Origin of the sequence: Lysinibacillus sp. 38-6 (genome assembly GCF_046245175.1) — a bacterium.
GTDB lineage: Bacteria > Bacillota > Bacilli > Bacillales_A > Planococcaceae > Lysinibacillus.
This window is the reverse complement of record NZ_CP176417.1, coordinates 2,327,368-2,352,089: the sequence shown is the minus strand read 5'-3', so window position 1 is coordinate 2,352,089 and position 24,722 is coordinate 2,327,368. Positions and strand designations below refer to the sequence as shown.

The window sequence follows — 24,722 nt, the reverse complement described above, 5'->3', positions numbered from 1 at the left end:
ATTTATGATAAAGAAGGGGATCAGTTGGCTGCTTATCATTTTAGCAATTACTATGTTAGCTGGTTTAACATTTAACGATCAGGAAGCGAACAATACCAAGTTGCAAGCGAAAGATGGGTTATTAGATCTTTCAGAGATTTCAAGAAATGAAAAAGTCGTTGCCCTCTCTGGAGAATGGAAGTTTATAGGGAATCAATATGTAGATGCAAGTCATTTTCCACCAAATGCAACGTTGGAAAAGGTACCTGGTTCTTGGAGCGAGGATGTCCAGTATGGAACGTATCAGCTCAAAGTTGAATTACCTCTACATTTCGAGAAAATAGGTCTTCGTGTGCGAAATATTTGGTCTGCACACCGCCTTTTTATAAATGGTAAAGAACTTGCTACTTATGGCACTCTGGGAACAGAAAAAGAGGGAGCTATTGCTAGTAATCCAGTGTATGAATTATATTTTACACCTACAACAAAATCACTAACGATTACATTGCAAGTAGCAGATTTTTTTAATGCCCGGCATGGCATTATATTTCCGATTGATATCGGTGTTGCGGAGACGATAGCTAACGATGTTGTGAAAGATGTAAATTTAGAAAAAACAACGATTATTATTTTATTTATTTTTTCAATCTTTCACTGCAGTTTGTATTTATTAAGAACGAAAGATAAAGCATTTTTTTATAGTGCCATGTACTTCTTTACACTTGCTTTGCTCGTTTCTACGCGCGGCGAAAGGACGCTTTATCGAGAGTTTCCCTCAATGCCATTTGAACTGTACTTTCGATTACAAGATTTTATTACGTATCTAAATGCAGTGACGCTATTCTTTTTCTTTGTCTATACAGTTGAAACGATGGTGAAGCGTCGAACAGCGATACTATTGACGCTACCTCTTGTTTTATACGGACTAGGGACACTGCTCAGCCCAGCAAGGTCCTTATCCTCTTTACAGTATATCTTTTTTGGATACATAAATGGCTTGGCTCTCGTCATTATTGCTAGATTAGTCTATTTGTTTTTCACTAAAAATACGCGAATTCCTAATAATGAGTTAATCATACTGAGTGCATCAGTGTTTTCACTGTTTATTTTTTCGGTAAGTGGTGCCTTTGACCAGCTTTATTTTACAGGGAAAAATATGTTCAATCGATTGGGCTTGCTATTTTTTATTTTAGGCATGAATGTCTTCCTAGCAATGCGGCTCATTAATCGAACAACAGAAGCAGAGATTTTTAGCGAGCGATTGGAAAAAGCTACGATAGGTAAAGATTCCTTTTTAGAAGTTACAACAAAGGAACTTGAACAACCTCTTTATCACGCCCTTAACGTCACGAAGTCCTTATCAGCAACTCGACCTTTAGTGGAACATCAATTGCTGGAGCAACAGCTTGAACGCTTATTATATTTAGTGAATGACTTGAAGGATTTTACAAAAATTCGATTTCAGGATTTTCACATTGATGTCCATCCGGTAAATGTGCAAATGATTATTCAACATGTCGTAAAAATGCATGAACGGACGATGGAAAAAGCAAATATTAAATATTATATGCATGCGGATAGTCAACTACTGATACAGGCAGATGAACATAGAATGGGCCAAATTATGTATCGTATAGTAGAAACGGCCATTGCGCATGCCGGTAATGGCGAAGTTGTTCTTAGCATTATGCATCTTGACACAGATGTCAGAATAGCAGTTGAAGGGACAGGGCCGGATATTATTGAACAAATTGCCGCCGATGTGACAGGTCAATCGATTGGCAAGGCAATTATTGAACAAATGGGTGGTACGTATTCGGTCGATATCTTACAGGATGGGATACGATTTTTATTAACATTGCCTTTTGGTGGCTATGAAGAAAAACAACCAAATAAAACGAACGATACAGTGCCATTGCTGCCTCCGATGATCAATGACCATTTACCAACTTTATTGATTGTTGAGGATGATGTGATCCATGCTGAGGTGCTACAAAGCCTTCTTCAGCAACATTACGCCATTTCGTTAGCGCATAATGCAAAGGAGGCGTTTCATGCGATCCAACATAAAGAGCCTGATTTTATATTAATTGATGAAGTAATGCCAGGGATGGATGGCTTAGTGCTCACACAAAAAATAAGACAACAATATAGTTATATGGATTTGCCAATTATTATGCTCGTAGCGAATGAATATCCGACGAATATTTCACTTGTCCTTGAATCAGGAGCGAATGATTATATTCGAAAGCCTGCCTCGAAAGAAACAATATTAGCGCGGTTATCTGCCATTTCTTTAGCAAAAGAAGCGATAACAAATGCGATTGAGCATGAGATGGCATTTTTACAAGCACAAATAAAACCGCACTTTTTATATAATGCGCTTAGTAGTATTATTTCCTTCTGCTATACAGATGGAGAGCGGGCCGGCCATTTATTAACGATGTTGTCCACCTATTTACGTTATATTTTTGATTCTGGTAAGGAAGGTTTCCGCGCAACGCTTGAAAAAGAGTTGGAAATTATTCAAGCCTATGTAGAAATTGAACAAGCTCGGTTTGGTGCTAGACTAAATGTTGTGGTTGAAATGGATGAGGCAATTGATGCAGCAAAAGTTGAAGTGCCGAGTCTGCTAATACAGCCACTTGTCGAAAATGCAATTCGTCATGGAATTTTTGAAAAAGAAGGAAATGGCAATGTCCTTGTAAAAATCATAAAAGAAGAAAATTGTATGCTCGTTCAAGTTGTGGATGATGGCGTTGGTATGACGACAGAGCAAGTAGCGAATTTAACAATGGGTAAAAATATTAGCTCAACTGGAATAGGATTTACAAATGTTTTACGTCGTGTAAAAGAATTACCACATGCTACGCTAACGATTCAATCTAAAGTAAATGAAGGAACAACGATGACTTTAAAACAACCTTTAAAGGAGTATGCCAATGTGGAACATTATTATGGTAGAAGATGAAGAGCCTATTCTAAACTTGCATAAACGTTTACTGGAGAAGGATGGTCTTTTTAAGGTAATTGCCACTTTTACTTCCCCAATCGAAGCGGCAAAGGAGCTAGCAAAAATCCGTGCCGATGCTATTTTTTTAGATATTGAAATGCCTAAACTGAATGGCTTAGAGCTGGCCTTAAAGCTGGTTGAGGAAGGTATCGATGTACCAATCATCTTTTCTACAGCATACACAAAATATGCCGTTGATGCTTTTCGCGTACAAGCGCTCGATTATGTTTTAAAACCAATGACGCCGAATACGGTACTGCAATTAGATGAACGACTTGCAAAATATTATGGACGTCAGAAACAACAAGCTATTGCGAAGCTAGAAGTCCGTCTTCGAGGGGATGCAGCAACACGGATGAATGGTCGAGCTATTAAATGGCGCACAAAAGTAACGGAGGAACTGTTCTATTATTTGTTATTAAACGAAGGAGCAGTCGTTTCCAAATATCGAATTTTAGATGATATTTGGCCAAATCTTGATGAACGCAAAGCATTAGCAAACTTGTATAACACAATTTATCGATTGCGCCAAATGTTTAACGAGCTTGAAGTACCTATTCAAATAGAACGTATTAATGATGGCTATGAAATGAAAACCAATAATGCGGTCGTGCTACAAATGTCAAACGAGCCTGATTCATTCTTGCTAGAATCAAAGGGCTATTTATGGGCGTATAAAATATGCTGAATTCTTGAGTGCGGGTTGCCGCTTGTTGTGCTGAGCGGAAAGCAACCGCCGTAGCGGACATCGACAGTAAGAAAAAGTGATAGATTGATGACAGTCAATCTATCACTTTTTCTCGTTTCCATGTTTTATTTTGAATTACATGCAAAATTTACGTAGACTCGCATGGATGCAAATTTAAAACGAAATGAGTGTGCTAGTACTCTATAATTTTATTTCCTTATAATGATTCCATTTTAATGAAATAGGATATAGTATAGATATGGCTGTTTGTGCATATTTGTCACAAAACCGCTACAATTAACACTTTATGCGAGGTTTCCACTATGTAGCTAGATGAAATCCATTCTCATTTAGAGATATTTTATTGAAAATAGACTTTATTGATTCTCATTGTCACTTTCGTTTAGCAATAAACTGAAAATGCTTACAAAGTCTTTATATTTCACGATTTCATCATGGAAAAGTGAAAGTGGTCAAAATGGTTTGCATAGAGAACGATTTTCAGTTAAGATTAGAATGATGATAATTAAGGAATGGTTGCCCATTCACAGAACACACTATGGAGGTATTTTCATGTCAACTTTAGTAATTAAAGATCTTCACGTTGAAATCGACGGGAAAGAGATTTTAAAAGGCGTAAACCTTACAATTAATACAAATGAAATCCATGCAATTATGGGACCAAACGGAACTGGTAAATCGACACTAGCTTCTGCAATTATGGGACACCCAAAATATGAAGTTACTTCTGGTACAGTTGAACTTGATGGTGAAAACGTACTTGAAATGGAAGTAGATGAGCGTGCACAAGCTGGTTTATTCCTAGCTATGCAATACCCATCAGAAATCGCTGGTGTAACAAACGCTGATTTCTTACGTTCAGCTATTAATGCACGCCGTGAAGAGGGCGACGAAATTTCATTAATGAAATTCATTCGTGAATTAGATAAAAATATGGAATTCCTTGAAATGAACGAAGATATGGCACAACGTTATCTAAATGAAGGTTTCTCTGGCGGTGAGAAAAAACGTAACGAGATTCTTCAATTAATGATGATTAAGCCAACTTTCGCTATTTTAGATGAAATTGACTCTGGTCTTGATATTGATGCATTAAAAGTAGTTTCTAAAGGTATTAATGCAATGCGTGGCGAAGGCTTTGGTTGCTTAATGATTACGCACTACCAACGTCTACTTAACTACATCACGCCAGATCATGTACACGTAATGATGCAAGGTCGCGTTGTAAAATCAGGTGGCGCAGAATTAGCACAGCGTTTAGAAGCAGAAGGTTATGACTGGATTAAAAAAGAATTAGGTATCGAAGAAGAAACAGAAGAACAAGAAGCATAAGAAGGAGGACGAATTAGCATGACAGTGGAACTTAACTTGCCTGTAACAGTACAGGACGTGCGCTCGTTCTCAGAAGCTAACGGTGAACCAACTTGGTTTGCTGAGCTTCGTACGGCAGCACTAGACAAAGCAGCTGGTTTAGATATGCCAAAACCAGATAGAACTAATATTACAAAATGGGATTTCATGAACTTCCCAAGTCATACAGTTGTCAGTGAAAAATACACTTCACTTGATGAACTACCAGAAGAGGCACGAGGCTTAATTGACCTTGAGCAAGAAAACTTATATATTCAACGCAACAACACACCAGCGTTTATTAAAACGTCACAGGAACTTGCAGATAAAGGTGTTATTTTTACAGACATGCTAACTGCTGTTCGTGAACATGGTGAGCTTGTGCAAAAATACTTCATGACTGAAGCAGTAAAAGTTGATGAACATAAATTAACTGCACTTCACGCAGCACTTGTTAATGGGGGCGTATTCGTTTACGTACCAAAAAATGTCGTGATCGAGCAACCGTTACAAGTAGTATTTTTAAATGACAATGCAGAAGCTTCATTATATAACCACGTATTAGTAGTAGCTGAGGCAAATGCAGCTGTCACATATGTTGAAACGTATATTTCAACAGTTGAAGAAGCAAAAGCTCAAGCTAACATTATTTCAGAAGTCATTGTCCAAGATAATGCACAAGTTATTTACGGTGCGGTTGATGTACTTGCTAAAGGTTATACTACTTATGTAAACCGTCGTGCTCGTTTAGCGCGTGATGCAAAAGTTGATTGGGCACTTGGTTTAATGAATGATTCCGATACAATTTCTGAAAACATTACACACCTTGTTGGAGACGGTTCTCATGCTGATACAAAAACAGTTGTTGTTGGTCGCGGAGAACAAAAACTAAACTTCACAACAGAAGTTCGTCACTGGGGTAAAAACTCAAATGGTCACATTTTAAAACACGGTGTGATGAAAGATGCAGCACAGTCAATCTTTAACGGTATTGGCTACATTGAACACGGTGCTACAAAAGCGGATGCGCAACAAGAATCACGTGTGCTTATGCTTTCTGAAAAAGCACGTGGCGATGCCAACCCAATTCTTTTAATTGACGAAGATGATGTAACAGCAGGACACGCAGCATCTGTAGGTCGAGTAGATCCACTACAACTTTATTACTTAATGAGTCGTGGTATCTCGAAAGCAGAAGCAGAGCGCCTTGTTATCCATGGATTCCTTGCGCCAGTTGTTACGCAATTACCTATCGAAGGCGTTCAAAAGCAACTGACGGAGGTTATTGAAAGGAAAGTTCGCTAATGATCAATAAAGACATTAAAAGCTATTTCCCAATATTAAATCAACAAGTCAATGGTCATCCACTTGTTTACCTTGATAGTGCAGCAACATCTCAAAAGCCTAGTCAAGTAATTGAAGCAATCAAGCATTACTATGAATTCGATAACTCGAATGTTCACCGAGGTGTGCATACGTTGGGAAATCGTGCGACCGACAAATACGAGGGTGCTCGTGATAAGGTGCGTAACTTCATTAATGCGCAATCAACAGAAGAAATTATCTTTACTCGCGGTACAACAACTGCGTTAAATACAGTGGCTTCTAGTTATGGTCGTGCAAATGTTGGGCAAGGTGATGAAATTGTTATTACACAGATGGAGCACCATTCCAATATTATTCCTTGGCAACAGCTTGCTAAAGAAAAAAATGCGACATTAAAGTACATTGATCTTGAGGCGGATGGCACACTTGATCTTGAAAAAGTTCGTGCGACAATTACGCCGAAAACAAAAATTGTGTCAGTATCCATGGCATCGAATGTTCTCGGTACGATTAATCCGATTAAAGAAATTGCAAAAATTGCACATGCTAATGGTGCCGTAATGGTAGCAGATGCTGCACAAGCTGCACCGCATATGAAAATAGACGTGCAAGATTTAGATGTAGATTTTTTAGGGTTTTCAGGACATAAAATGTGCGGACCGACTGGAATAGGTGTACTATATGGTAAAAAAGAGCACCTAGAAAAGATGGAGCCAATTGAATTTGGTGGCGAAATGATCGACTTTGTTGGACTGCATGATTCAACGTGGAAAGAATTGCCGTGGAAATTTGAAGGTGGTACGCCTATTATTGCAGGTGCAATCGGTTTAGGTGCTGCTATTGATTTCCTAAATGAAGTAGGGTTAGATAATATTGCACAGCACGAGCATAAGCTTGTAGGCTATGCGATGGATCAGCTTGAAACAATTGAGGGACTGAAAATTTTTGGACCACGTGATCCGATGAAACGTTGTGGACTTGTTACGTTTAACTTAGATGATGTACATCCACATGATGTGGCAACAGTTCTTGACATGAACGGTATTGCTGTTCGTGCAGGACATCATTGCGCACAGCCACTAATGAAATGTCTCCAACAAGTAGCGACAGCGCGCGCAAGCTTCTATCTGTATAATACGGAGGAAGATATTGACCGCTTAGTTGCTGGGTTGCGTACTGCGAAGGAGTATTTTGGCGATGTCTTTTAATAATTTAGATCAACTATACCGTTCAGTTATCATGGATCATTATAAAAATCCGCGCAATAAAGGATCTTTAGAAACAGATGCTGTAACAATAGATATGAACAATCCGACTTGTGGCGATCGTATTCACTTAACGCTTAAAGTGACGGATGGCATTGTGGAAGATGCGAAATTTGACGGTGAAGGCTGTTCGATTTCGATGTCTTCTGCATCAATGATGACACAAATTATCAAAGGGAAAAAAGTAGAAGAAGCATTAGAGCTTGCTGATATTTTCTCAAAAATGATGATGGGTGAAGAATATAGCGATAAATACGACCTAGAGGATGTCGAAGCACTGCAAGGTGTTTCACAATTCCCTGCACGAATTAAATGTGCGACATTGGCTTGGAAAGCAATGGAAAAAGGCGTAAAAGAATAATAATTCGTGAACGGAGGAGAAATAATGGCTAAAAAAATGCCGGATATTGGCGATTACAAATACGGATTCCATGACAAGGACGTATCAATTTTCCGTTCAAAACGTGGTTTGACTGAAGAAATCGTCCGTGAAATTTCAAATATGAAGCAAGAGCCTGAGTGGATGTTAGAATACCGCTTAAAAGCGCTTGAAACTTTCTATAAAAAACCAATGCCACAATGGGGTGGCGAACTTGGCGATTTAGATTTCGATGAAATTACGTACTACGTAAAACCATCTGAAGCTACGCAAAAATCTTGGGATGAAGTACCTGAAGAAATTAAAGCTACATTCGATAAATTAGGTATTCCTGAGGCAGAACAAAAATATCTTGCTGGTGTATCTGCTCAGTACGAATCTGAAGTAGTATATCACAATATGAAACAAGATTTAGAAGATCTTGGTATTGTATTCAAGGATACGGATTCAGCTTTACGCGAAAATGAAGATATTTTCAAAAAATACTGGGGTAAAGTAATTCCTTACACTGACAATAAATTTGCTGCGTTAAACTCAGCAGTTTGGTCAGGTGGTTCATTTATCTATGTGCCACCAGGTGTCAAAGTTGAAACACCTTTACAAGCTTACTTCCGTATTAACTCTGAAAACATGGGTCAATTCGAACGTACGCTCATTATTGTTGATGAAGGCGCACATGTACACTATGTTGAAGGATGTACAGCTCCTGTTTATACAACAAACTCTTTACACTCAGCAGTAGTAGAAATTATCGTCGAAAAAAATGCTTACTGCCGTTATACAACGATTCAAAACTGGGCGAACAACGTTTACAACTTAGTAACAAAACGTACTGTTGTTGAAGAAAACGGTACGATGGAATGGATCGATGGTAATATTGGTTCTAAATTAACGATGAAATACCCAGCTTGTATCCTTAAAGGTGAAGGCGCTCGTGGTATGACATTATCCATTGCATTAGCAGGTAAAGGGCAACACCAACATGCTGGAGCAAAAATGATTCATATGGCACCTAACACATCTTCTACAATCGTTTCTAAATCGATTGCGAAACAAGGTGGTAAAGTAACATATATGGGTCAAGTACGTTTCGGTCCGAAAGCAAGTGGGGCGCGTGCTAACATTGAATGTGATACGTTAATCATGGATAACCAATCTACTTCGGATACAATTCCATACAATGAAATTTTAAATGATAATGTTTCTTTAGAGCATGAAGCGAAAGTTTCAAAAGTGTCGGAAGAACAATTATTCTACTTAATGTCTCGTGGTATTTCTGAAGAAGAAGCAACTGAAATGATTGTAATGGGCTTTATCGAACCATTTACGAAAGAATTACCAATGGAATATGCAGTAGAAATGAACCGTCTCATCAAGTTCGAGATGGAAGGTTCTATCGGCTGATTTTTTGTTGATGTGCATGCGACTAGAGCTATTTTAGCTTTAGTCGCTTTTTATATTTGTTGAAAGTGTATGCTATCATTATGTACATAAGGAGGGAGTCACTTGATTCGAGTAGGGTTAACAGGCTGGGGCGATCATCCTTCGTTATATAGTAGTGTGACTGCCTCAAAGGACAAATTATTCGATTATGCAGGTCATTTTTTAACCGTAGAATTAGATACTTCTTTTTATGCGATACCATCAGTGGAGAATGTTCGTAAATGGTGTGAGCAAACGCCAGACTCATTTCGTTTTGTAATAAAAGCCTATCAGGGAATGACCGGTCATTTACGCGGAGAAATTCCTTTCGAATCTAAAAACGATATGTTCAATGCTTTTATTGACTGTGCAAATGAATTTAAACGTCATGGCAAGTTAGCGATGGTCTTAGCACAATTTCCACCATGGTTTGATTGTCAGTCGAAAAATGTACAATATTTATTGTATATTAGGCAACAATTAAAAGCATTTGATGTAGCGATTGAATTTCGCAATCAGACATGGTATGCACAGAAAGTTGTCCAACAAACGATGGATTTTTTAAAGGAACATCAATTTATCCATACTATTTGTGATGAACCGCAAGCTGGTAGTGGTTCTGTGCCCTTTTATCCTGAAGTAACGGCCAATAAGGCACTCGTCCGTATACATGGACGCAATATTCACGGTTGGCGTAATACGGGCAATGCAGAGAACTGGCGCAAAGTTCGTTTTTTATATGACTATAATAAAGAAGAACTACAGCAAATCGGCGAGCATGTTCAAAGGATAGAGCCTAACGTACAAGAGCTCTTTGTTTTATTTAATAATAACTCTGGCCAGCATGCCGCGAAAAATGCCAAGGAACTACAGGCATTACTAGCCCTCCAAGATAGAGGTTTAGCACCAAAACAATTAAATATGTTTGAAGGAGAACTATAATGGAGTTTATTCTTTTAATAGTAATTGCACTACTATCCGGGCTAATTGGCTCGCTTGTAGGACTAGGTGGAGGGATTATTTTAGTACCGGCCACTTTATTTGTTGGTATAAATCTTGGGATGATCCCAGAAATTACACCGCAAAAGGTCGTTGGGCTATCTGTTGTAATGATGATCTTCACCGGTTTAGCATCAACATTAAGCTACATGAAATCCAAAACAGTAGATTATAAAAGTGGATTTATATTTTTTCTAGGCAGTATTCCGGGGACGATGGTAGGTGCATGGGTCAATAAAGGATTGGATTTACCGTCATTTAACTTATATTTTGGCATATTGTTAATCGTCATATCGGTAATTTTACTTATCCGAGATAAATTGAAGCCAGTACAATGGTTTGTGAAAAATGGTACACAACATCAATTTGTAGATGTTGAAGGGAAAACGTATGTGTACGGCTATCCAATTTGGTTTGCGTTATTATTTTGCTTTACTGTTGGTTTTGCTTCAGGCTTATTTGGCATCGGGGGTGGTGCGCTGATTGTGCCTGCAATGATTATTTTATTTTTATTTCCGCCACATGTTGCCGTGGCCACATCGATGTTTATGGTATTTCTAAATTCGATTATTAACTCCGCAAGTCATATTTATTTAGGAAATGTTCCGTGGCTGTATACAATTCCTGTTATTCCTGGTGCATACATCGGGGCAAAGCTTGGGGCAGCGCTAAATAAAAAAATTAAATCCGATACACTTGTCCTTGCACTGCGAATTATTTTATTATTATTAGGAATTCGTTCCATTATAGAGGGCTTATTGTAAAGAAGAGGTGGCTTGAATGCTGGAAAAAATTCATATTTTTCATACAAATGATTTGCATAGTCATTTTAAGTATTGGCCGCGCATGGCAAGCTATGTCAATACACAACGGGCTCATTTGGCTGCTTTAGGTGAAACTAGCTTTTTAGTTGATGTTGGGGATCATGTAGATAGATCGAATATCTATACGGATGCTACCGTTGGGAAGGGCAATGTGAAACTATTAAATAACGCTGGTTATGATGTGGTGACAATCGGTAATAATGAAGGCATTACATTATCCCATGAAGAGCTATTTCATCTATATGATGATGCGCGATTTGACGTTGTAGTAGCGAATGTTACAGCAGCTAAAGGAGAAAATCCAGCATGGTTAAAGCCATATGTTGTAAAAACGTCGAAACACGGAACGAAAATTGCTGTGATTGCTGCAACCGCGATGTTCGAGATTTATTATAAAGAATTGAACTGGCATATTGAAGATGCACGAAGCTCGCTTATTCGCTTAACGCACCAACTGCGTCAAGAAGTAGATATTGTTGTTTGTCTGTCACATTTAGGCATTACTGAAGATGAATTATTGGCGGAGGAATGCCCAGAAATCGACGTTATCTTTGGTTCACACACACATCATACACTACCAACTGGGAAGTACGTTAATGGGGTATTGCTCACTGGCGGAGGAAAATTCGGACAATATACGGGACATTTAGTGGTAGAATATGATAAAAAAACGAGGGAAATTGTTGAAAAAAAGGATACTTTAATTCATAATAAGGACTTGCCAATTGTTGAAAATGAAAATGAGTTTTTACTATCTTTAGAAGAAGAAGGTAATCAATTATTAGACAAGCCCGTTTTTTTAACGAAAAAAGCGTACAATAAGGAATGGTTCCATTACTCGCAATTATCACACTTATTTGCACAAGCGATTTTAGAAAAAAGTGGTGCGGATTGTGCGTTATTTAACGCAGGCATATTTTTAGAAGGTCTTCCAAAAGGAACAGTTACCGCGCTTGATTTGCATAAAATTTTTCCTCACCCGATTAATTTATGTACAATTGAATTGTCCGTTTCGGAAATGAAGGAAATTTTCCAGCAATCTAAAAATGAAGAATGGCCGAATATGGAGCTTAAAGGTTTAGGTTTTAGGGGCGTTATTTTTGGCAAGATGCTAACGTATGGCTTTACGATGAATGAAGATCGTCAATTGCTCATTAATGGACAAATAGCAGATAATGAGCGTACTTATACATTAGTAACACTTGATTTGTTTACGTTCGGTTATTTTTATCCAAGCTTTAAATATGCAAAGAAAAAATATATTTTACCTGATTTTTTACGCAATATTATGTTAGAGTACGGGCAAAGTTTCTTTAAGCTATAGATATATAAAATGCTTTAAGAATGGATTGGGGAAGAAGTCATGCGATTAATTTCAATCGATGTATTAAAAGAAGGAATGGTATTAGGAAGAACCATCTGGAATGAGGCAGGTCATCCACTTTTAAAGAAAGATGTTGTCATTAATGAACGTATTATTGAGAGACTTCAACAGTTGAATACGCATTATTTATATATTGATGACAAAATTTCTGAAGGGATTGAAGTAAAGGAAACGGTTCCTCCTGATGTCCGAAATAAAACAATCTCAACCATTAAAGATTCTTTCCAATCCTTAAATGGTTTAAGTACAGTGAATGCCTCTTATATACTTGATCAGCAATCGAAAGCGATTGTGACGATTGTCGATGAACTACTTTCAGCTGTTACAGGCAATGATGAAATTTTAACGATTTTAACAGATGCTTATTTATTCGATGAATACTTATATCAGCATTCTTTTCATGTAACCTTATATTCAATTGCTATCGCGAAAGAATTAGGGCATTCAGCCGAGGATCTACGTTTAATTGGGATTGGTGCCTTATTGCATGATGTTGGAAAGATTATGGTGCCGAAAGAGATATTAAAAAAACCAGGGCGATTATCGCATGAGGAATTTGAAATGATGAAAATGCACACTCGTTTTGGGTTTGATTTATTACGTAATTTACATTCCATTTCCTTACTGGTTGCACATTGCGCTTTTCAACATCATGAACGCATCGATGGAAGTGGCTATCCACGAGGTTTAGTTGATTTTGAAATCCATCCTTTTGCCAAAATTATTGGCGTAGCGGATGTATTTGATGCGGTGACGACTAACCGTGTATATCGTGAAAAAATGCTTCCTTCCCAAGGGCTTGCGATTGTAGAAGCGGGCTCAGGTACCCTTTATGATGCGCGTATTGTCGACGCATTGAAAAGATCGGTTGTACATTATCCGAATGGCTTAATCTTAAAATTATCAGATGGTCGTCGAGGAATAGTCTCAAAACAAAATAATTTGGATTCCTCCTTGCCATGGATTCGAATTTTTGAAGAACAAGATGAATTACTCACAGCGACCTATGAAATCAATTTAGTGGACTATCCAACTGTAACAATCGATAGTATTGAAACCGATTATGTCGTACCATCGAGAGTCGTATAATTTGCTCCTCCTGTTCATACGTTGTAGAACAGGAGGAGATTTTTTTGTTTTTCCCTCGAAAAAGGATGAAATTGCGAACGAATAACAAAAGAGGTATACAGCTAAATCGTTTAACCTTACTAATTGTTGCAAGTATCATTTGTATTGTACTTTTTCTTTATTTCTTAAATGAGCGGCTGAAGCCAACCTATTTGGAGTATGCGGAAGTACAAACGAATAAAATTGCATCGTATGTTGTCAGTAAAGCCATTAATTCACGTACTTCTAACGTATTAGACGTTAATGATATAATCGAAGATGTACCATCTGGTACGTCCGTAACGACAAAATTTAATACGGAAATTATCAATAGAGTACGTGCAGAAACATTGGAGCTTGTAAAAATGTATTTAGAGCAGGCTGAACATGGAGAATTGTCCCATTTACCTGACTTAGATAATGTCGAATATGATGTCAATAAAATTCAACAAGGGGATGGTATTGTTTTTTTCGTCCCGCTCGCACAGGCAGCTGATTTACCTTTGCTCGGCAATTTGGGGCCGAAAATACCAATACGTTTTCATGTAATTGGCAATGTCCATAGTAATGTAACGTCTGACATTAGGGAATTTGGTATTAATAGTGCTTATGTGGAAGTAGGAATTCATATAGAAGTGAATGTCCAAATAATCGTCCCATTTGCCAGCAAATCAACGACAGTATCTCAAGATATCCCAGTAGCAATGGGATTAACGAGAGGCCCAGTACCAAATATTTATACAAATGGCGGAGATGCCGTACAGCCATCTATCGAAGTGCCAGTACCTTATCAGTAGAAATGTTAAATTGAGAGTAAATGCTAGTTGATGCCGTTCGTGTAATATGATACATTGACAACAGTGATGGTAGATAATATTCAACAAAAGATAACTTTGATAGGGGCGAATTTGTATGACATCCTGTAAACCTACTAGCAATGAAAAAGAACAACATGTAAGAAAACCGGATTGGTTAAAAATTAAATTAAACACGAATGATGAATATAAGGGTTTAAAAAAGCTGATGCGTGAGAAAAACCTTCATACAGTATGTGAGGAAGCACGCTGTCCAAATATTCATGAATGCTGGGGTGAGCGCCGTACAGCAACAATGATGATTTTAGGATCGGTTTGTACACGTGCTTGTCGTTTCTGCGCGGTAAAAACAGGTTTACCAAATGAGTTAGATCTTGCAGAACCAGAACGTGTTGCAGATTCTGTCGCAATTATGAATTTAAAGCACGTTGTAATTACAATGGTAGCACGTGATGATTTAAAGGATGGCGGTGCAGAAGTATTAGCTGAAACAGTGCGTGCGATTCGCCGCAAAAGTCCTTTCACGTCTGTCGAAGTTTTACCTTCTGATTTAGGTGGTTTGAAGGAAAATCTTCAACTTTTAATGGATGCTAAACCAGATATTTTAAATCATAATATCGAAACGGTACGCCGTTTAACGCCAAGAGTACGTGCGCGCGCAAAATACGAGCGTTCTTTAGAATTCCTTCGTTTAGCTAAAGAAATGCAACCTGACATTCCAACAAAGTCATCATTAATGATTGGCTTAGGTGAAACGCATGAAGAAATTTTAGAGGTAATGGATGATTTACGTGCGAACAACGTAGATATTATGACAATCGGTCAATATTTACAGCCAACGAAAAAACATTTACCTGTAAAAAAATATTATTCACCAATTGAATTTGGAAAACTGCGCAAAATTGCAATGGAAAAAGGCTTTAAGCATTGTGAGGCGGGCCCACTTGTACGCAGTAGTTATCATGCCGACGAGCAAGTGAATGCTGCAACGAAAGAACGACAATTGCAAGCTGAAGTATAATAGGAAAAGTTAGACGAGAAAGGTGGTGTCACTTTGATAATTATCGATGGATATGAATATGAAGTAGTTGAAGATTACCGCGAAGCTTTTCAAGAAGAAGCATTTAAGGAACGATATTCAGATATTTTAGTCAAATATGATTATATTGTAGGCGACTGGGGCTATAATCAGCTCCGTTTAAAAGGTTTTTTTGATGATAAAAATCAAAAATCTACGTTTGATACGAAAATTAGTACGCTTCAAGATTACCTATATGAGTATTGTAATTTTGGTTGCGCCTATTTTGTATTACGCAAATGCGGTAAAGTGATTTTGCAACCAGACGTTGTAATAAATGAAGCAACCGAAGTGACAGAACCAAATGACAATGAACAGATAATCGAATAACAATTATGACCTGATGCCATGTTTGCATCAGGTTTTTTTATTTTAGAGCGTTTAACTATTTGAGCGTACAAGATTCATGTTTCTAAATGTTCTTTTTCGACTTCATTTTTTCTAGCCCATCAATTAGAATACCGATACTAAATAATATCAATCCTATTGCAAAAGAGTATTTAAAATAAAAAGAGCTACTATAGCCTAGTTGGTAAACTAGACCAATCAAAGTGAGGATAACACCAATAATAAAAAAGCTATTCCCAGTTTTCATTCATAGCGCCTCCTTGTTGTTTAATTGTTGAACTTTTCCCTATTTCGTCCATCAATTGAAATCCATAATTTCCTATCTACTGAAGTTTACTATACATGCATTGATAAGTTGAGCCAAAATGGGAACAATATAAAAGATTTGTATGAAAGAAAGATGTGATGACTATAAAAACAGCCGTATTTTTGGACCGTGATGGGGTTATTAATGAAGTATTGACTAAAAGAGTGAAATTTGTGAATAAGCCTCAGCAACTGTTTTTCTTACCTGGTGTACCGCAAGCGATAAAAAAGTTAAACGAGTTTTTTGATTATGTATTTGTTGTAACCAATCAAGGTGGTGTTGGATTAGGCTTTATGAAAGAAGAACAGCTAAAGAACATCCATGTCCATATGGCAAAAGAATTAAAGAAACATGGTGCAATCATTGATGAAGTTGTCTATTGTGCGCATAAACCGAAAGCTGGCTGTGCGTGTCGTAAACCAAACAGCAAGTTAATTGTAGACCTCGCTGAAAAATACAATGTGGATTTAGCAAAATCCTATATGGTGGGGGATACAGATACAGATATCATTGCAGGAAAAAGGGCAGGTACAAAGGGCGTTTTTCTAGGTAAACATGATGCGCTAGCAGATGCCGTATTTCCCGACTTATTACGTGCTGTTGACTGGATCATAGAAGATGCACATGGTCCTTATCGTAATCAAGTATAAATCTGTTGAAAAAGGATAATTTAAAAATTGGAGGTGATAATGATGGCTAACGACAAACAGAAGAAAAAAACATTAGACCGTGAAGAATATGGCTACGGCTTTGATATTAGTGTGGATGATTTAGCTGTGATTGGGCAAAATAAACAAGCTAAAAAACAAAATGATAATGAAAACAAAAACAAACCACATAATAAAGACAACCCTTCAACTTTAAATAAATAACGATGTCTGGGTTGTCCTTCTCATACCGATAAGATTTCCACAAAAAAATTTCGCTAAATATTCCAGTGGGCTGCTCATTTCCGTACTTACGACGAACGGATGTCACAAGGAAATAGATCAGCGGAATTTTTTTGTATGGTAATCTTAATTTAGCAATTCGCGTAAGTATTCACGCAGTTCTACCGTATCTTCTTCAGAACGATTGTATACGTGCTCAAGGTAGCCGGGTTCTTCTACATCGTCTGGCCCTATAATCGCGAAGCGGCCAAATTGAATATCCATTACAAGTACTTTGCCGAAAAAGCGGCTAGATTGTAAAATAGCTAAGTCGTAGCGCAGTTTTTGTCCTGCGAAACTAACAAAGCGTGTTTTTGTATCTTCTACATCATCATATAAGAAAAAACGTTCCATCTTTTAATCTCCTTCCAGTCCTATAGATATGGTACTATAGAAGAGAAAAGACTATCAACTTTAAATGATTTGAATGGGGGCTTTCCTTGTGTATTTTGTAGATCGTAATAAAATCACAACAAACTTACAGTACTTAGATAAACTATTAGCTATTTTTGAGGCAGAGGATAACTGGCTTCAAAATGATATTTCGAAATTAGCTCTTGAACGAATCGGTCATAATGTGATGGAATCAATGATGGATGTAGGTAACTTGATGATTGATGGCTTTATTATGCGTGATCCAGGTAGCTATGAGGATATTATTGATATTTTAATCGATGAAAAAGTCGTGTCATCTGACATGGAAGCATCGTTAAAAGCCGTTGTAGGCTTGCGTAAAATGCTCGTTCGTGAATTTGTATCTGTAGACATTACTGAAGTTGTGAATGTTCTAACGGCAAGCTTACCTGCTTTAAAGCAGTTTGCACCAGCTGTGAATAGCTACTTAACAAATGAGTTAGGTCCCGTATCAGCATTTTTACCTGAGGATCATCAATGAAAACCTATAAGGCATACTGCTTTGATTTAGATGGTACAGTTTATCGCGGTAAGGAGGGTATTCCTTCTGCGGTTGCTTTTATACAACGTTTACAGCGACAGGGAATTGAGCCGTTTTATGTGACCAATAATTCCTCTAAAACAAAAGAGCAATTACAAGAGGCTTTACGAGCTATTGGCGTAGAGGCACCACTTCATCATATTTATTCCAGTGCTTTAGTAACGGCAAAGTATGTAGCGCTGAATTATCCAGGCAAAAAAGTAGCGATGATGGGATCCGATGGAATTAAGTTGGCGTTGTTAGATGAAGGAATTGATCCTGTAGAAAACGAGCCAGATGTATTTGTAATGGGCATAGATCGCACATTGGATTATATGGCATTAGCAAAGGCTACAATTGCTGTGCAAAATGGCGCTGTATTTATCGCGACAAATCAAGATATTAAATTTCCAACAGAGTACGGATTTTTACCCGGAAATGGCTCCTTTGCACGTTTAGTCGGAGAGGTAGCAGGCGTCGAGCCGATTTACATCGGAAAGCCGTCCCCTGCAATGCTTGACGTTATTGCCAAAGAGCATCGTTTTACAAAAGATGAGATGGTGATGATTGGTGATAACTATGATACAGACATTATGTGTGGAATTCGTTTTGGCTGTGATACAATTCATGTCAACACAGGCGTCACACCGACTAGTGTTGTTCTAGAAAAAGAACAGCAACCAACTTACTTAGTAGAAACGCTAGCTTAACATGAAAATAGCGTTTGTCATAAACAAAGGACGTTATACCAATTTAAGGTATAACGTCCTTTTTTATATGTGTAATGTTTATTCGTTCGGACTCGACATCCATATTACCATAATGGATTTTCTTCGATAAATTGATATATAGCTTTTGTCAGCTCATCAGGAGAAGCCGCTTCTACTAAATCTCCATTTACAATTGCGTAAAAGGATTCGGAACACTTCGTACAGTAGCTGAGGCAGCCATATTCCAAAACGTCGATATTCGGATCGCGTTCGAGTATTTCATACGTTTTTTGTGAGCCATTTGCTAAATTACTTACACAAAATTCAACCATTGGATTCATATGTTCACCTCACCATTGTTATGCTACTCGCTTTTAGTACGTTCGTCAATGTTTTAACGTAAGTCAATAAAGCTAAAAGTAGTTCCTTAGATGTTTGCAATCGCCATCCATCTTTGATGTGAAATGTTACGGGCAATGTCACATCTATTAAGCAGTACTTTTCATGCATGCTTATAAAAAATCTGGATGCACAAAGCTCGAGGTGTAATCGATCTTGTATGAAATGTTGTTAAAAAACGCAAATAAGGTATCAATATTGTGAAATCCTTCACAAAAAATGCAAACTTATATTGTGAAACTTCTCACAATCGGTTATACTCAATTGTGGATACTTTGTGAACAATTATTATTAGATACATTAAAGGAGACTATTATGGGGAAATTAGTACTTTTAGGTGGCGGCTACGGCAATATGCGTGTCATGCTTCGACTTTTACCAAACAACTTACCTTTGGACACGGAAATTGTGTTAGTAGATAGAGCACCTTTCCATAGTTTAAAAACAGAATTTTATGCATTAGCAGCAGGGACTTCGACAGACAAAGAAATTCGTGTAAGTTTCCCGGAGCATGAGCGTTTAACGGCTGTGTATGGTGAGGCCGTTGGCATTAACCGTGCAGAAAAAGTAGTCATTCTAGAAGATGGGCAACGTATTGAATATGATGATTTAGTAATTGGTCTAGGCTGTGAAGATAAATATCATGGTGTACCAGGTGCAGAAGAGTACACATACAGCATTCAGACGATGGCTAAATCACGTGCAACATTCCAAGCGTTATGTGGTTTACCAGCGGGCTCAACTGTCGGCATTGTTGGTGCTGGTTTAAGTGGTATTGAGCTAGCGAGTGAACTGCGTGAAAGCCGTGCTGATTTAAAAATTAAACTATTCGACCGAGGTTCACGTATTTTAAAAGACTTCCCTGAGAAGCTTAGTAAATATGTGAAAGATTGGTTTACAAAACATAATGTAGATGTCATAGCAAATTCTAATATTACAAAAGTAGAACAAGGTAAAATTTTTAATCATGAAGAGGAAATTCCGCTCGACACAATTGTATGGACTGCAGGGGTACAGCCCGTTAAGCTTGTGCGTGATCTGGATGTTGAAAAAGATCGCCAAGGTCGTCCAATTGTGACACAGTACTTTAATGTGTTGGACGATGAGCATGTCTATGTTGTAGGTGATTGTGCATCTTCAGACTTTTCACCAAGTGCACAATTAGCAGAGGAACAAGCAGAGCATATCGTCAAAGTATTACGTATGCGTTGGAAGGGTGAGCATTTACCTGAAAAAATGCCTGATATTAAACTAAAAGGATTCATGGGATCGTTAGGTAAAAAACAAGGCTTCGCTTATCTAGCAGATACTACTGTCACAGGTCGTATTGCACGATTAATGAAATCTGGTTTACTATGGATGTATAAATATCAAAACGATTAACAGGTGCTCTATAATATAGAGCAGACATAGACATAAAAAAGGGATTGCTCAAAGTTACATTTGAACAATCCCTTCTGTATATCATTAAACAGTTTCGTCTGGTGTAAAGCCAAGGTTTTCAAGTGCTGCGAAAACTGGTTTTAACTGGATATACCCTTCTCCTACTACTTCATCATTAATGAGTACGAGTGGATAGAAAAATTCATCGTCTTGAATACGTGTAGCATAAACTTGGTCACGTTCATTCTCAATTGGACCTTCAATATCGACATAGCGAATAGCGTACGCTTGGTCTGGATATTTTCGATCAATGGCAGCTTGTAGCCACTCATATGTATCTTTAGAAGATGGAGCATTGACACAGCTAGCACAGATGACAGCTGTACCGTAAATTTCAATAATTGGTTTTGATTGATCCATAGTATTTAATCTCCCTTTGTATTCTATATTGGATTTTTTCTGTTGCTAACATTATAATCATTATAAGGAAAGGAGTCGAGACAAATGGCAGAAGCAACAATTAACGACCAAGTTCAAGAAGTATTAGATAAATTACGTCCATTCTTACTACGTGACGGTGGAGACTGTGAATTAGTAGATGTAGAAGACGGTATTGTAAAACTACGTTTATTAGGTGCATGCGGTAGTTGCCCTAGTTCTACGATTACACTAAAAGCAGGTATTGAACGTGCATTATTAGAAGAAGTTCCAGGAATTATTGAAGTAGAACAAGTATTCTAATCCTGGCGTATAAAAAGTTCTAGCTGATGAATCAGGCTAGAACTTTTTTGTTGTTTACGCTTGTCGAGCCTTTTCTTCGCGAATAAGATTCCACTGTTCCTTAGCCATATCGATAATTTTCGCTTCACCACCATGGCTTTGTTTTTCAATTACTTTTGAAAAGAAGCGTGTGGCATTTTCTAAATCACCAATACGACGAGATAGTTCAGCAATCATATAAATTATGCGAACATCTGACATTTGTGTTGTAGCGTAATCCTCATTGGAATAGGACTCCATATAAAGATCACGTGACATTTTCATAAAACGTTGCTCTTGCCCTTCATTATTTAATGAACGATATAACCATGCAAGACGTAAAGTAAGCCCAGCCGTAGCAACGAATTTTTCCTTTTTAATCGTACCGCATAAAAAGGCTAATTTATAAGCTTGAATTGCTTGGAAGATAGTGCGCTCGCCTTTAAAATCATGGTGTACCCATTTTTCCGTAATGTGCGTCTTAATATCATCCTGTACACCAGGCGCAAAATATTTTGTAAAGTCTTCAGTAAAGGAGAAGCCACAATGCTCACAGACGAATACGTTGTAGTAAAGAGCGTTGACATCGTCTGCATAAATCGGCTGAAAATCGGTTTCGGTATGATCTACTTTTATGAATTTAGAGCGTACTTTTAAGGTTGGAAATTCTTTTTTACAATTAAGACATTGAACTTTCTTTTCGTAATACGGTGAAATCTCCATAATATTTACCTCTTTCATCGATGTAATTATAACTATTATACCAACCCATGTTTTTAAAACATGAATAAATAATACTAATTAAGTGAAAAATTCGGTAACTTTACTAATATTCTACTTGAAGCTGAATGTTTGTCATACAATAGTCAAAATTGATATGATAAGTAGGAAGGAAGGTGATTGGGATGACAAGTTTAAAGCAAGTAATTGAAGTAACGGAAGCGGCAGTTTTTCATATTAATGAAATGATGCAGCATAATGAAGAGCAAGGTTCATTTTTACGTGTAGTTGTTAATGGTGGCGGATGTAGTGGTCTATCGTACGGCATGCATTTCGATAAAGAGAAAAAAGAAGACGACTTTGAAGATGTGCAACATGGTTTAACAGTTCTTGTTTCCCGCGAAGATGCGCCTATTTTAATGGGAACGAAAATTGACTATAAACAATCGCTTATGGGCGGTGGCTTTACCATCGACAACCCAAATGCAATCGCATCTTGCGGCTGTGGCACAAGCTTTAAAGCGGCAACACGTGAAGGAACGCCTGAAGTTTGTGAATAATTAGCATGAAGATACAAAGCCTTTTAATTTGTCTGTTGCGACAGCATCACAAATTAGGGGGCTTTTTTGTATTGCGTAATAAAAAAACAGTGCCCAAGTTTATATTAGTGGCTAATAGCTTCCTAATAGGGCTGTTACATGATCAATAGTGGTCGATGTGCCATTAATGTGAACATCGATCGTATCAATGTTAGAGTCTTTTGTTATTTTGTATACATGTTGTGCTATATCAAAATCCAGTTGATTTGCAACATCTAACTTTATTATCAATGTGTTACCTTGTGTTTCAAGGTCTGTTGTAACGATTCCTTGTGATTGATAAGAGATATAGAATGTATTCTTATCTACATTGATTTTTTGAAGTGTATACTTGTTATCAATGACCTCCTGCACTTCATTTGGCACATTGTCGATTTTGCTAATACTTAATATTGAAGGCTTATTACAAGCTGTTAATAACAATAATGCAAATAACACTGTTAGTAATTTTTTCAACCCATCGACCTCCTTAACGATCAGCAGATAATGGAATTAGGTATGTTCTTTCATTGATATGGTCTCATCAAGCATAACGCCTGCTTCGATATAGCTTCTTACTAATTTCCAATCATTGTTATTATATTTTTTGAACGTTTGAAAAAATAAATTAGCTGTATCTAAAGTTTTGCCATCAATAGCTAAAGTAGCTGATATAATCGCCATCGTTTCATGTTCTCTTAAAGGGAGAATTGAAACTACTTTTAATTTCCATTGAGCATGGTTTTCTTTAGCAAAATGAAAACCTTGTTCCCAACCTTCTAAAGATTCCTTATAACCAAAGTCAACTATCTTTCCAGCTGTTATTTCTCTTGCTTTATATTGTTGAGCTATTATTTTTTCTAAGTTACTAAAAGATGATGTTCTCCAAACTTCTAAATAAAAATCTAAAAACAATGAAAAAGAGTTGTCCATTTAAAAGCCTCCTCTCACAACCTAAACTACTCAAAGAAATGATAAATTATGGTGATAACATTTCTACATAAGGCACAATAAAGCTTCTATAAACTGGGGATAGCTCTGGTGGTAAATTATGAAAATCGAAATATTGCAGCCTTTCCGATTCACTGTAGTCAATTTGCAGTTCGCCAGTGCAATCTTTTGTGTAATAAACGGCTGTTACGGCATACAATTCATCACCATTGGCGACTTTTAAATAATATTCAGCGCCTGAAAAAACATTTAGTAATGTTAAGTTTTGGACAGTTAAGCCTGTTTCTTCGAAAACTTCACGCTTGGCTACTTCTTCAAAACTCTCCCCTAAGTCCATTAAGCCACCAGGTAATCCCCAAGAGCCATCAAGTCTTTTTTGTAATAATACTTCATTATGATCGTTTAACATAATGACCACTGAACCTGGCAAAATGATTGGTTGATGACCTACATACTGTCTAAGATATTTAAAATATTCCATGTTTTCGCCGCCTTTCTAGTTGTAGTGCAAACGCCAATAGGAGAGTGGCATTGCTCATAATAGAAGAGACATATAATATTCGTCTACATAATCGTTATCAATAAATAACGAATGTCTTTTAACACCTTCTATTTCAAAGCCCATCTTTTTATATAAATGAACGGCTACTTCATTTGCAGCAATAACGGTTAAATCTAAACGGTGTAAGCCCACTTGCTTTGCCCATGTTATAACATAAGTGAAAAGAGCTTTACCTATGCCTTGTCCACGCCAATTACTATGTATGCCAATCACTAAGTACGCTCGATGCGCTATACGCTGAGGTTTTTCATTTTGAACAATTAAATACCCGACTATTTGTTCCCCTTCATAGGCAACAAAAATACCTGATTTTGCATTGCTATGGATCGCATCAATATAAGTAGCAAACTTTTCAGGATTGACTTTTCTTTCTTGGGGAGCAAATAACATAAACCCGGATTCCTCTGCATCGGTCATGACATTGACGATTTTTTCTGCATCGCTGGATAGCGCTTTTCGAACTTCAACCATTGCTTATCCCTCTTTTCTTCC

Annotated in this window: 30 protein-coding genes; 21 read left to right on the top strand and 9 right to left on the bottom strand. The window is 37.4% G+C overall.

Features of this window, described 5'->3' with window-relative positions; all coding sequences use genetic code 11:
• Nucleotides 1-4: 4 nt before the first annotated feature.
• From ACKVEV_RS12280 to ACKVEV_RS12215, 14 genes are all read left to right on the top strand, one after another.
• Nucleotides 5-2,950: a response regulator gene (locus ACKVEV_RS12280; RefSeq protein WP_409366709.1), complete on the top strand. Its 2,946-nt coding sequence runs from the start codon at nt 5-7 to the stop codon at nt 2,948-2,950.
• Nucleotides 2,922-3,680 (top strand): response regulator, encoded by a 759-nt coding sequence (locus ACKVEV_RS12275; protein ID WP_409366708.1) that lies wholly within the window; start codon nt 2,922-2,924, stop codon nt 3,678-3,680. The genes ACKVEV_RS12280 and ACKVEV_RS12275 overlap by 29 nt, the downstream gene beginning before the upstream one ends.
• 573 nt (nt 3,681-4,253) lie before the next feature.
• Nucleotides 4,254-5,033 (top strand): Fe-S cluster assembly ATPase SufC, encoded by a 780-nt coding sequence (gene sufC, locus ACKVEV_RS12270; RefSeq protein WP_370635669.1) that lies wholly within the window; start codon nt 4,254-4,256, stop codon nt 5,031-5,033.
• Between the two features lie 18 nt (nt 5,034-5,051).
• On the top strand, nt 5,052-6,356 hold the full coding sequence (gene sufD, locus ACKVEV_RS12265) for a Fe-S cluster assembly protein SufD (protein ID WP_409366707.1): 1,305 nt from the start codon (nt 5,052-5,054) through the stop codon (nt 6,354-6,356).
• Entirely contained in the window at nt 6,356-7,585 is a 1,230-nt protein-coding gene (locus ACKVEV_RS12260) for a cysteine desulfurase (protein ID WP_409366706.1), read from the top strand. The genes sufD and ACKVEV_RS12260 overlap by 1 nt, the downstream gene beginning before the upstream one ends.
• Nucleotides 7,575-8,003 carry a Fe-S cluster assembly sulfur transfer protein SufU gene (gene sufU / locus ACKVEV_RS12255; RefSeq protein WP_409366705.1) on the top strand — a complete coding sequence of 143 codons (429 nt, stop codon included), beginning with the start codon at nt 7,575-7,577 and terminating at the stop codon, nt 8,001-8,003. The genes ACKVEV_RS12260 and sufU overlap by 11 nt, the downstream gene beginning before the upstream one ends.
• 24 nt (nt 8,004-8,027) lie before the next feature.
• Nucleotides 8,028-9,425: a Fe-S cluster assembly protein SufB gene (gene sufB / locus ACKVEV_RS12250; RefSeq protein WP_402926308.1), complete on the top strand. Its 1,398-nt coding sequence runs from the start codon at nt 8,028-8,030 to the stop codon at nt 9,423-9,425.
• 102 nt (nt 9,426-9,527) lie between these two features.
• Nucleotides 9,528-10,385 carry a DUF72 domain-containing protein gene (locus tag ACKVEV_RS12245; protein WP_409366704.1) on the top strand — a complete coding sequence of 286 codons (858 nt, stop codon included), beginning with the start codon at nt 9,528-9,530 and terminating at the stop codon, nt 10,383-10,385.
• Nucleotides 10,385-11,206 carry a sulfite exporter TauE/SafE family protein gene (locus tag ACKVEV_RS12240; protein WP_402926311.1) on the top strand — a complete coding sequence of 274 codons (822 nt, stop codon included), beginning with the start codon at nt 10,385-10,387 and terminating at the stop codon, nt 11,204-11,206. Before ACKVEV_RS12245 ends, ACKVEV_RS12240 begins: the two co-directional genes overlap by 1 nt.
• Nucleotides 11,207-11,222: 16 nt before the next feature.
• Nucleotides 11,223-12,590 carry a bifunctional metallophosphatase/5'-nucleotidase gene (locus ACKVEV_RS12235; RefSeq protein WP_409366703.1) on the top strand — a complete coding sequence of 456 codons (1,368 nt, stop codon included), beginning with the start codon at nt 11,223-11,225 and terminating at the stop codon, nt 12,588-12,590.
• A 39-nt stretch (nt 12,591-12,629) separates the two neighbouring features.
• Nucleotides 12,630-13,739 (top strand): HD-GYP domain-containing protein, encoded by a 1,110-nt coding sequence (locus ACKVEV_RS12230; RefSeq protein WP_402926316.1) that lies wholly within the window; start codon nt 12,630-12,632, stop codon nt 13,737-13,739.
• Nucleotides 13,740-13,783: 44 nt separating this feature from the next.
• A complete protein-coding gene (gene yunB, locus ACKVEV_RS12225; protein ID WP_409366702.1) occupies nt 13,784-14,554 on the top strand; it encodes a sporulation protein YunB in 771 nt (256 codons plus the stop codon).
• Between the two features lie 115 nt (nt 14,555-14,669).
• Complete coding sequence (gene lipA, locus ACKVEV_RS12220; RefSeq protein ID WP_402926318.1) at nt 14,670-15,593, top strand: lipoyl synthase; 924 nt, start codon at nt 14,670-14,672, stop codon at nt 15,591-15,593.
• Nucleotides 15,594-15,626: 33 nt separating this feature from the next.
• Entirely contained in the window at nt 15,627-15,980 is a 354-nt protein-coding gene (locus ACKVEV_RS12215; protein ID WP_409366701.1) for a YutD family protein, read from the top strand.
• A gap of 82 nt (nt 15,981-16,062) precedes the next feature.
• Here the strand turns inward: ACKVEV_RS12215 and ACKVEV_RS12210 are convergent, their stop codons facing one another.
• Complete coding sequence (locus tag ACKVEV_RS12210) at nt 16,063-16,245, bottom strand: hypothetical protein (RefSeq protein WP_409366700.1); 183 nt, start codon at nt 16,243-16,245, stop codon at nt 16,063-16,065.
• A 164-nt stretch (nt 16,246-16,409) separates the two neighbouring features.
• Between ACKVEV_RS12210 and ACKVEV_RS12205 the strand changes: the two genes are divergently transcribed.
• Entirely contained in the window at nt 16,410-16,955 is a 546-nt protein-coding gene (locus ACKVEV_RS12205; protein WP_409370546.1) for a D-glycero-alpha-D-manno-heptose-1,7-bisphosphate 7-phosphatase, read from the top strand.
• A 42-nt stretch (nt 16,956-16,997) separates the two neighbouring features.
• Nucleotides 16,998-17,177 (top strand): hypothetical protein, encoded by a 180-nt coding sequence (locus tag ACKVEV_RS12200; protein ID WP_402926325.1) that lies wholly within the window; start codon nt 16,998-17,000, stop codon nt 17,175-17,177.
• A 144-nt stretch (nt 17,178-17,321) separates the two neighbouring features.
• Here ACKVEV_RS12200 and ACKVEV_RS12195 read toward each other — a convergent pair whose 3' ends face one another.
• On the bottom strand, nt 17,322-17,588 hold the full coding sequence (locus ACKVEV_RS12195) for a DUF3055 domain-containing protein (protein ID WP_402926329.1): 267 nt from the start codon (nt 17,586-17,588) through the stop codon (nt 17,322-17,324).
• Nucleotides 17,589-17,676: 88 nt separating this feature from the next.
• On the opposite strand from ACKVEV_RS12195, the gene ACKVEV_RS12190 reads away from it, so the two are divergent.
• A complete protein-coding gene (locus ACKVEV_RS12190) occupies nt 17,677-18,129 on the top strand; it encodes a DUF86 domain-containing protein (protein WP_409366699.1) in 453 nt (150 codons plus the stop codon).
• On the top strand, nt 18,126-18,878 hold the full coding sequence (locus tag ACKVEV_RS12185; RefSeq protein WP_402926333.1) for a TIGR01457 family HAD-type hydrolase: 753 nt from the start codon (nt 18,126-18,128) through the stop codon (nt 18,876-18,878). Before ACKVEV_RS12190 ends, ACKVEV_RS12185 begins: the two co-directional genes overlap by 4 nt.
• Before the next feature lie 104 nt (nt 18,879-18,982).
• Here ACKVEV_RS12185 and ACKVEV_RS12180 read toward each other — a convergent pair whose 3' ends face one another.
• Nucleotides 18,983-19,219 carry a YuzB family protein gene (locus tag ACKVEV_RS12180; protein ID WP_337980526.1) on the bottom strand — a complete coding sequence of 79 codons (237 nt, stop codon included), beginning with the start codon at nt 19,217-19,219 and terminating at the stop codon, nt 18,983-18,985.
• Between the two features lie 373 nt (nt 19,220-19,592).
• Here ACKVEV_RS12180 and ACKVEV_RS12175 point away from each other — a divergent pair, with 373 nt between their 5' ends.
• Nucleotides 19,593-20,660: an NAD(P)/FAD-dependent oxidoreductase gene (locus ACKVEV_RS12175; protein ID WP_402926335.1), complete on the top strand. Its 1,068-nt coding sequence runs from the start codon at nt 19,593-19,595 to the stop codon at nt 20,658-20,660.
• Between the two features lie 84 nt (nt 20,661-20,744).
• On the opposite strand, the gene ACKVEV_RS12170 is transcribed toward ACKVEV_RS12175, so the two are convergent.
• On the bottom strand, nt 20,745-21,080 hold the full coding sequence (locus ACKVEV_RS12170; protein WP_409366698.1) for a YuzD family protein: 336 nt from the start codon (nt 21,078-21,080) through the stop codon (nt 20,745-20,747).
• A gap of 84 nt (nt 21,081-21,164) precedes the next feature.
• Here ACKVEV_RS12170 and ACKVEV_RS12165 point away from each other — a divergent pair, with 84 nt between their 5' ends.
• Entirely contained in the window at nt 21,165-21,401 is a 237-nt protein-coding gene (locus tag ACKVEV_RS12165) for a NifU family protein (RefSeq protein WP_010857481.1), read from the top strand.
• A gap of 54 nt (nt 21,402-21,455) precedes the next feature.
• On the opposite strand, the gene ACKVEV_RS12160 is transcribed toward ACKVEV_RS12165, so the two are convergent.
• Nucleotides 21,456-22,142, bottom strand: coding sequence for a DUF2225 domain-containing protein (locus tag ACKVEV_RS12160; RefSeq protein ID WP_409366697.1), 687 nt, complete (start codon nt 22,140-22,142; stop codon nt 21,456-21,458).
• Nucleotides 22,143-22,324: 182 nt separating this feature from the next.
• Between ACKVEV_RS12160 and ACKVEV_RS12155 the strand changes: the two genes are divergently transcribed.
• On the top strand, nt 22,325-22,699 hold the full coding sequence (locus tag ACKVEV_RS12155) for a HesB/IscA family protein (RefSeq protein ID WP_409366696.1): 375 nt from the start codon (nt 22,325-22,327) through the stop codon (nt 22,697-22,699).
• Between the two features lie 111 nt (nt 22,700-22,810).
• Here ACKVEV_RS12155 and ACKVEV_RS12150 read toward each other — a convergent pair whose 3' ends face one another.
• From ACKVEV_RS12150 to ACKVEV_RS12135, 4 genes are read right to left on the bottom strand one after another with little or no spacing between them, the layout of a single operon-like run.
• On the bottom strand, nt 22,811-23,194 hold the full coding sequence (locus ACKVEV_RS12150; protein ID WP_409366695.1) for a lipoprotein: 384 nt from the start codon (nt 23,192-23,194) through the stop codon (nt 22,811-22,813).
• Nucleotides 23,195-23,230: 36 nt separating this feature from the next.
• Nucleotides 23,231-23,650, bottom strand: a complete 420-nt coding sequence (locus ACKVEV_RS12145; protein WP_409366694.1) for a flavoprotein — start codon at nt 23,648-23,650, stop codon at nt 23,231-23,233.
• A gap of 46 nt (nt 23,651-23,696) precedes the next feature.
• A complete protein-coding gene (locus ACKVEV_RS12140; RefSeq protein WP_409366693.1) occupies nt 23,697-24,149 on the bottom strand; it encodes an NUDIX hydrolase in 453 nt (150 codons plus the stop codon).
• 54 nt (nt 24,150-24,203) lie between these two features.
• Complete coding sequence (locus ACKVEV_RS12135) at nt 24,204-24,701, bottom strand: GNAT family N-acetyltransferase (RefSeq protein ID WP_409366692.1); 498 nt, start codon at nt 24,699-24,701, stop codon at nt 24,204-24,206.
• Nucleotides 24,702-24,722 lie beyond the last annotated feature (21 nt).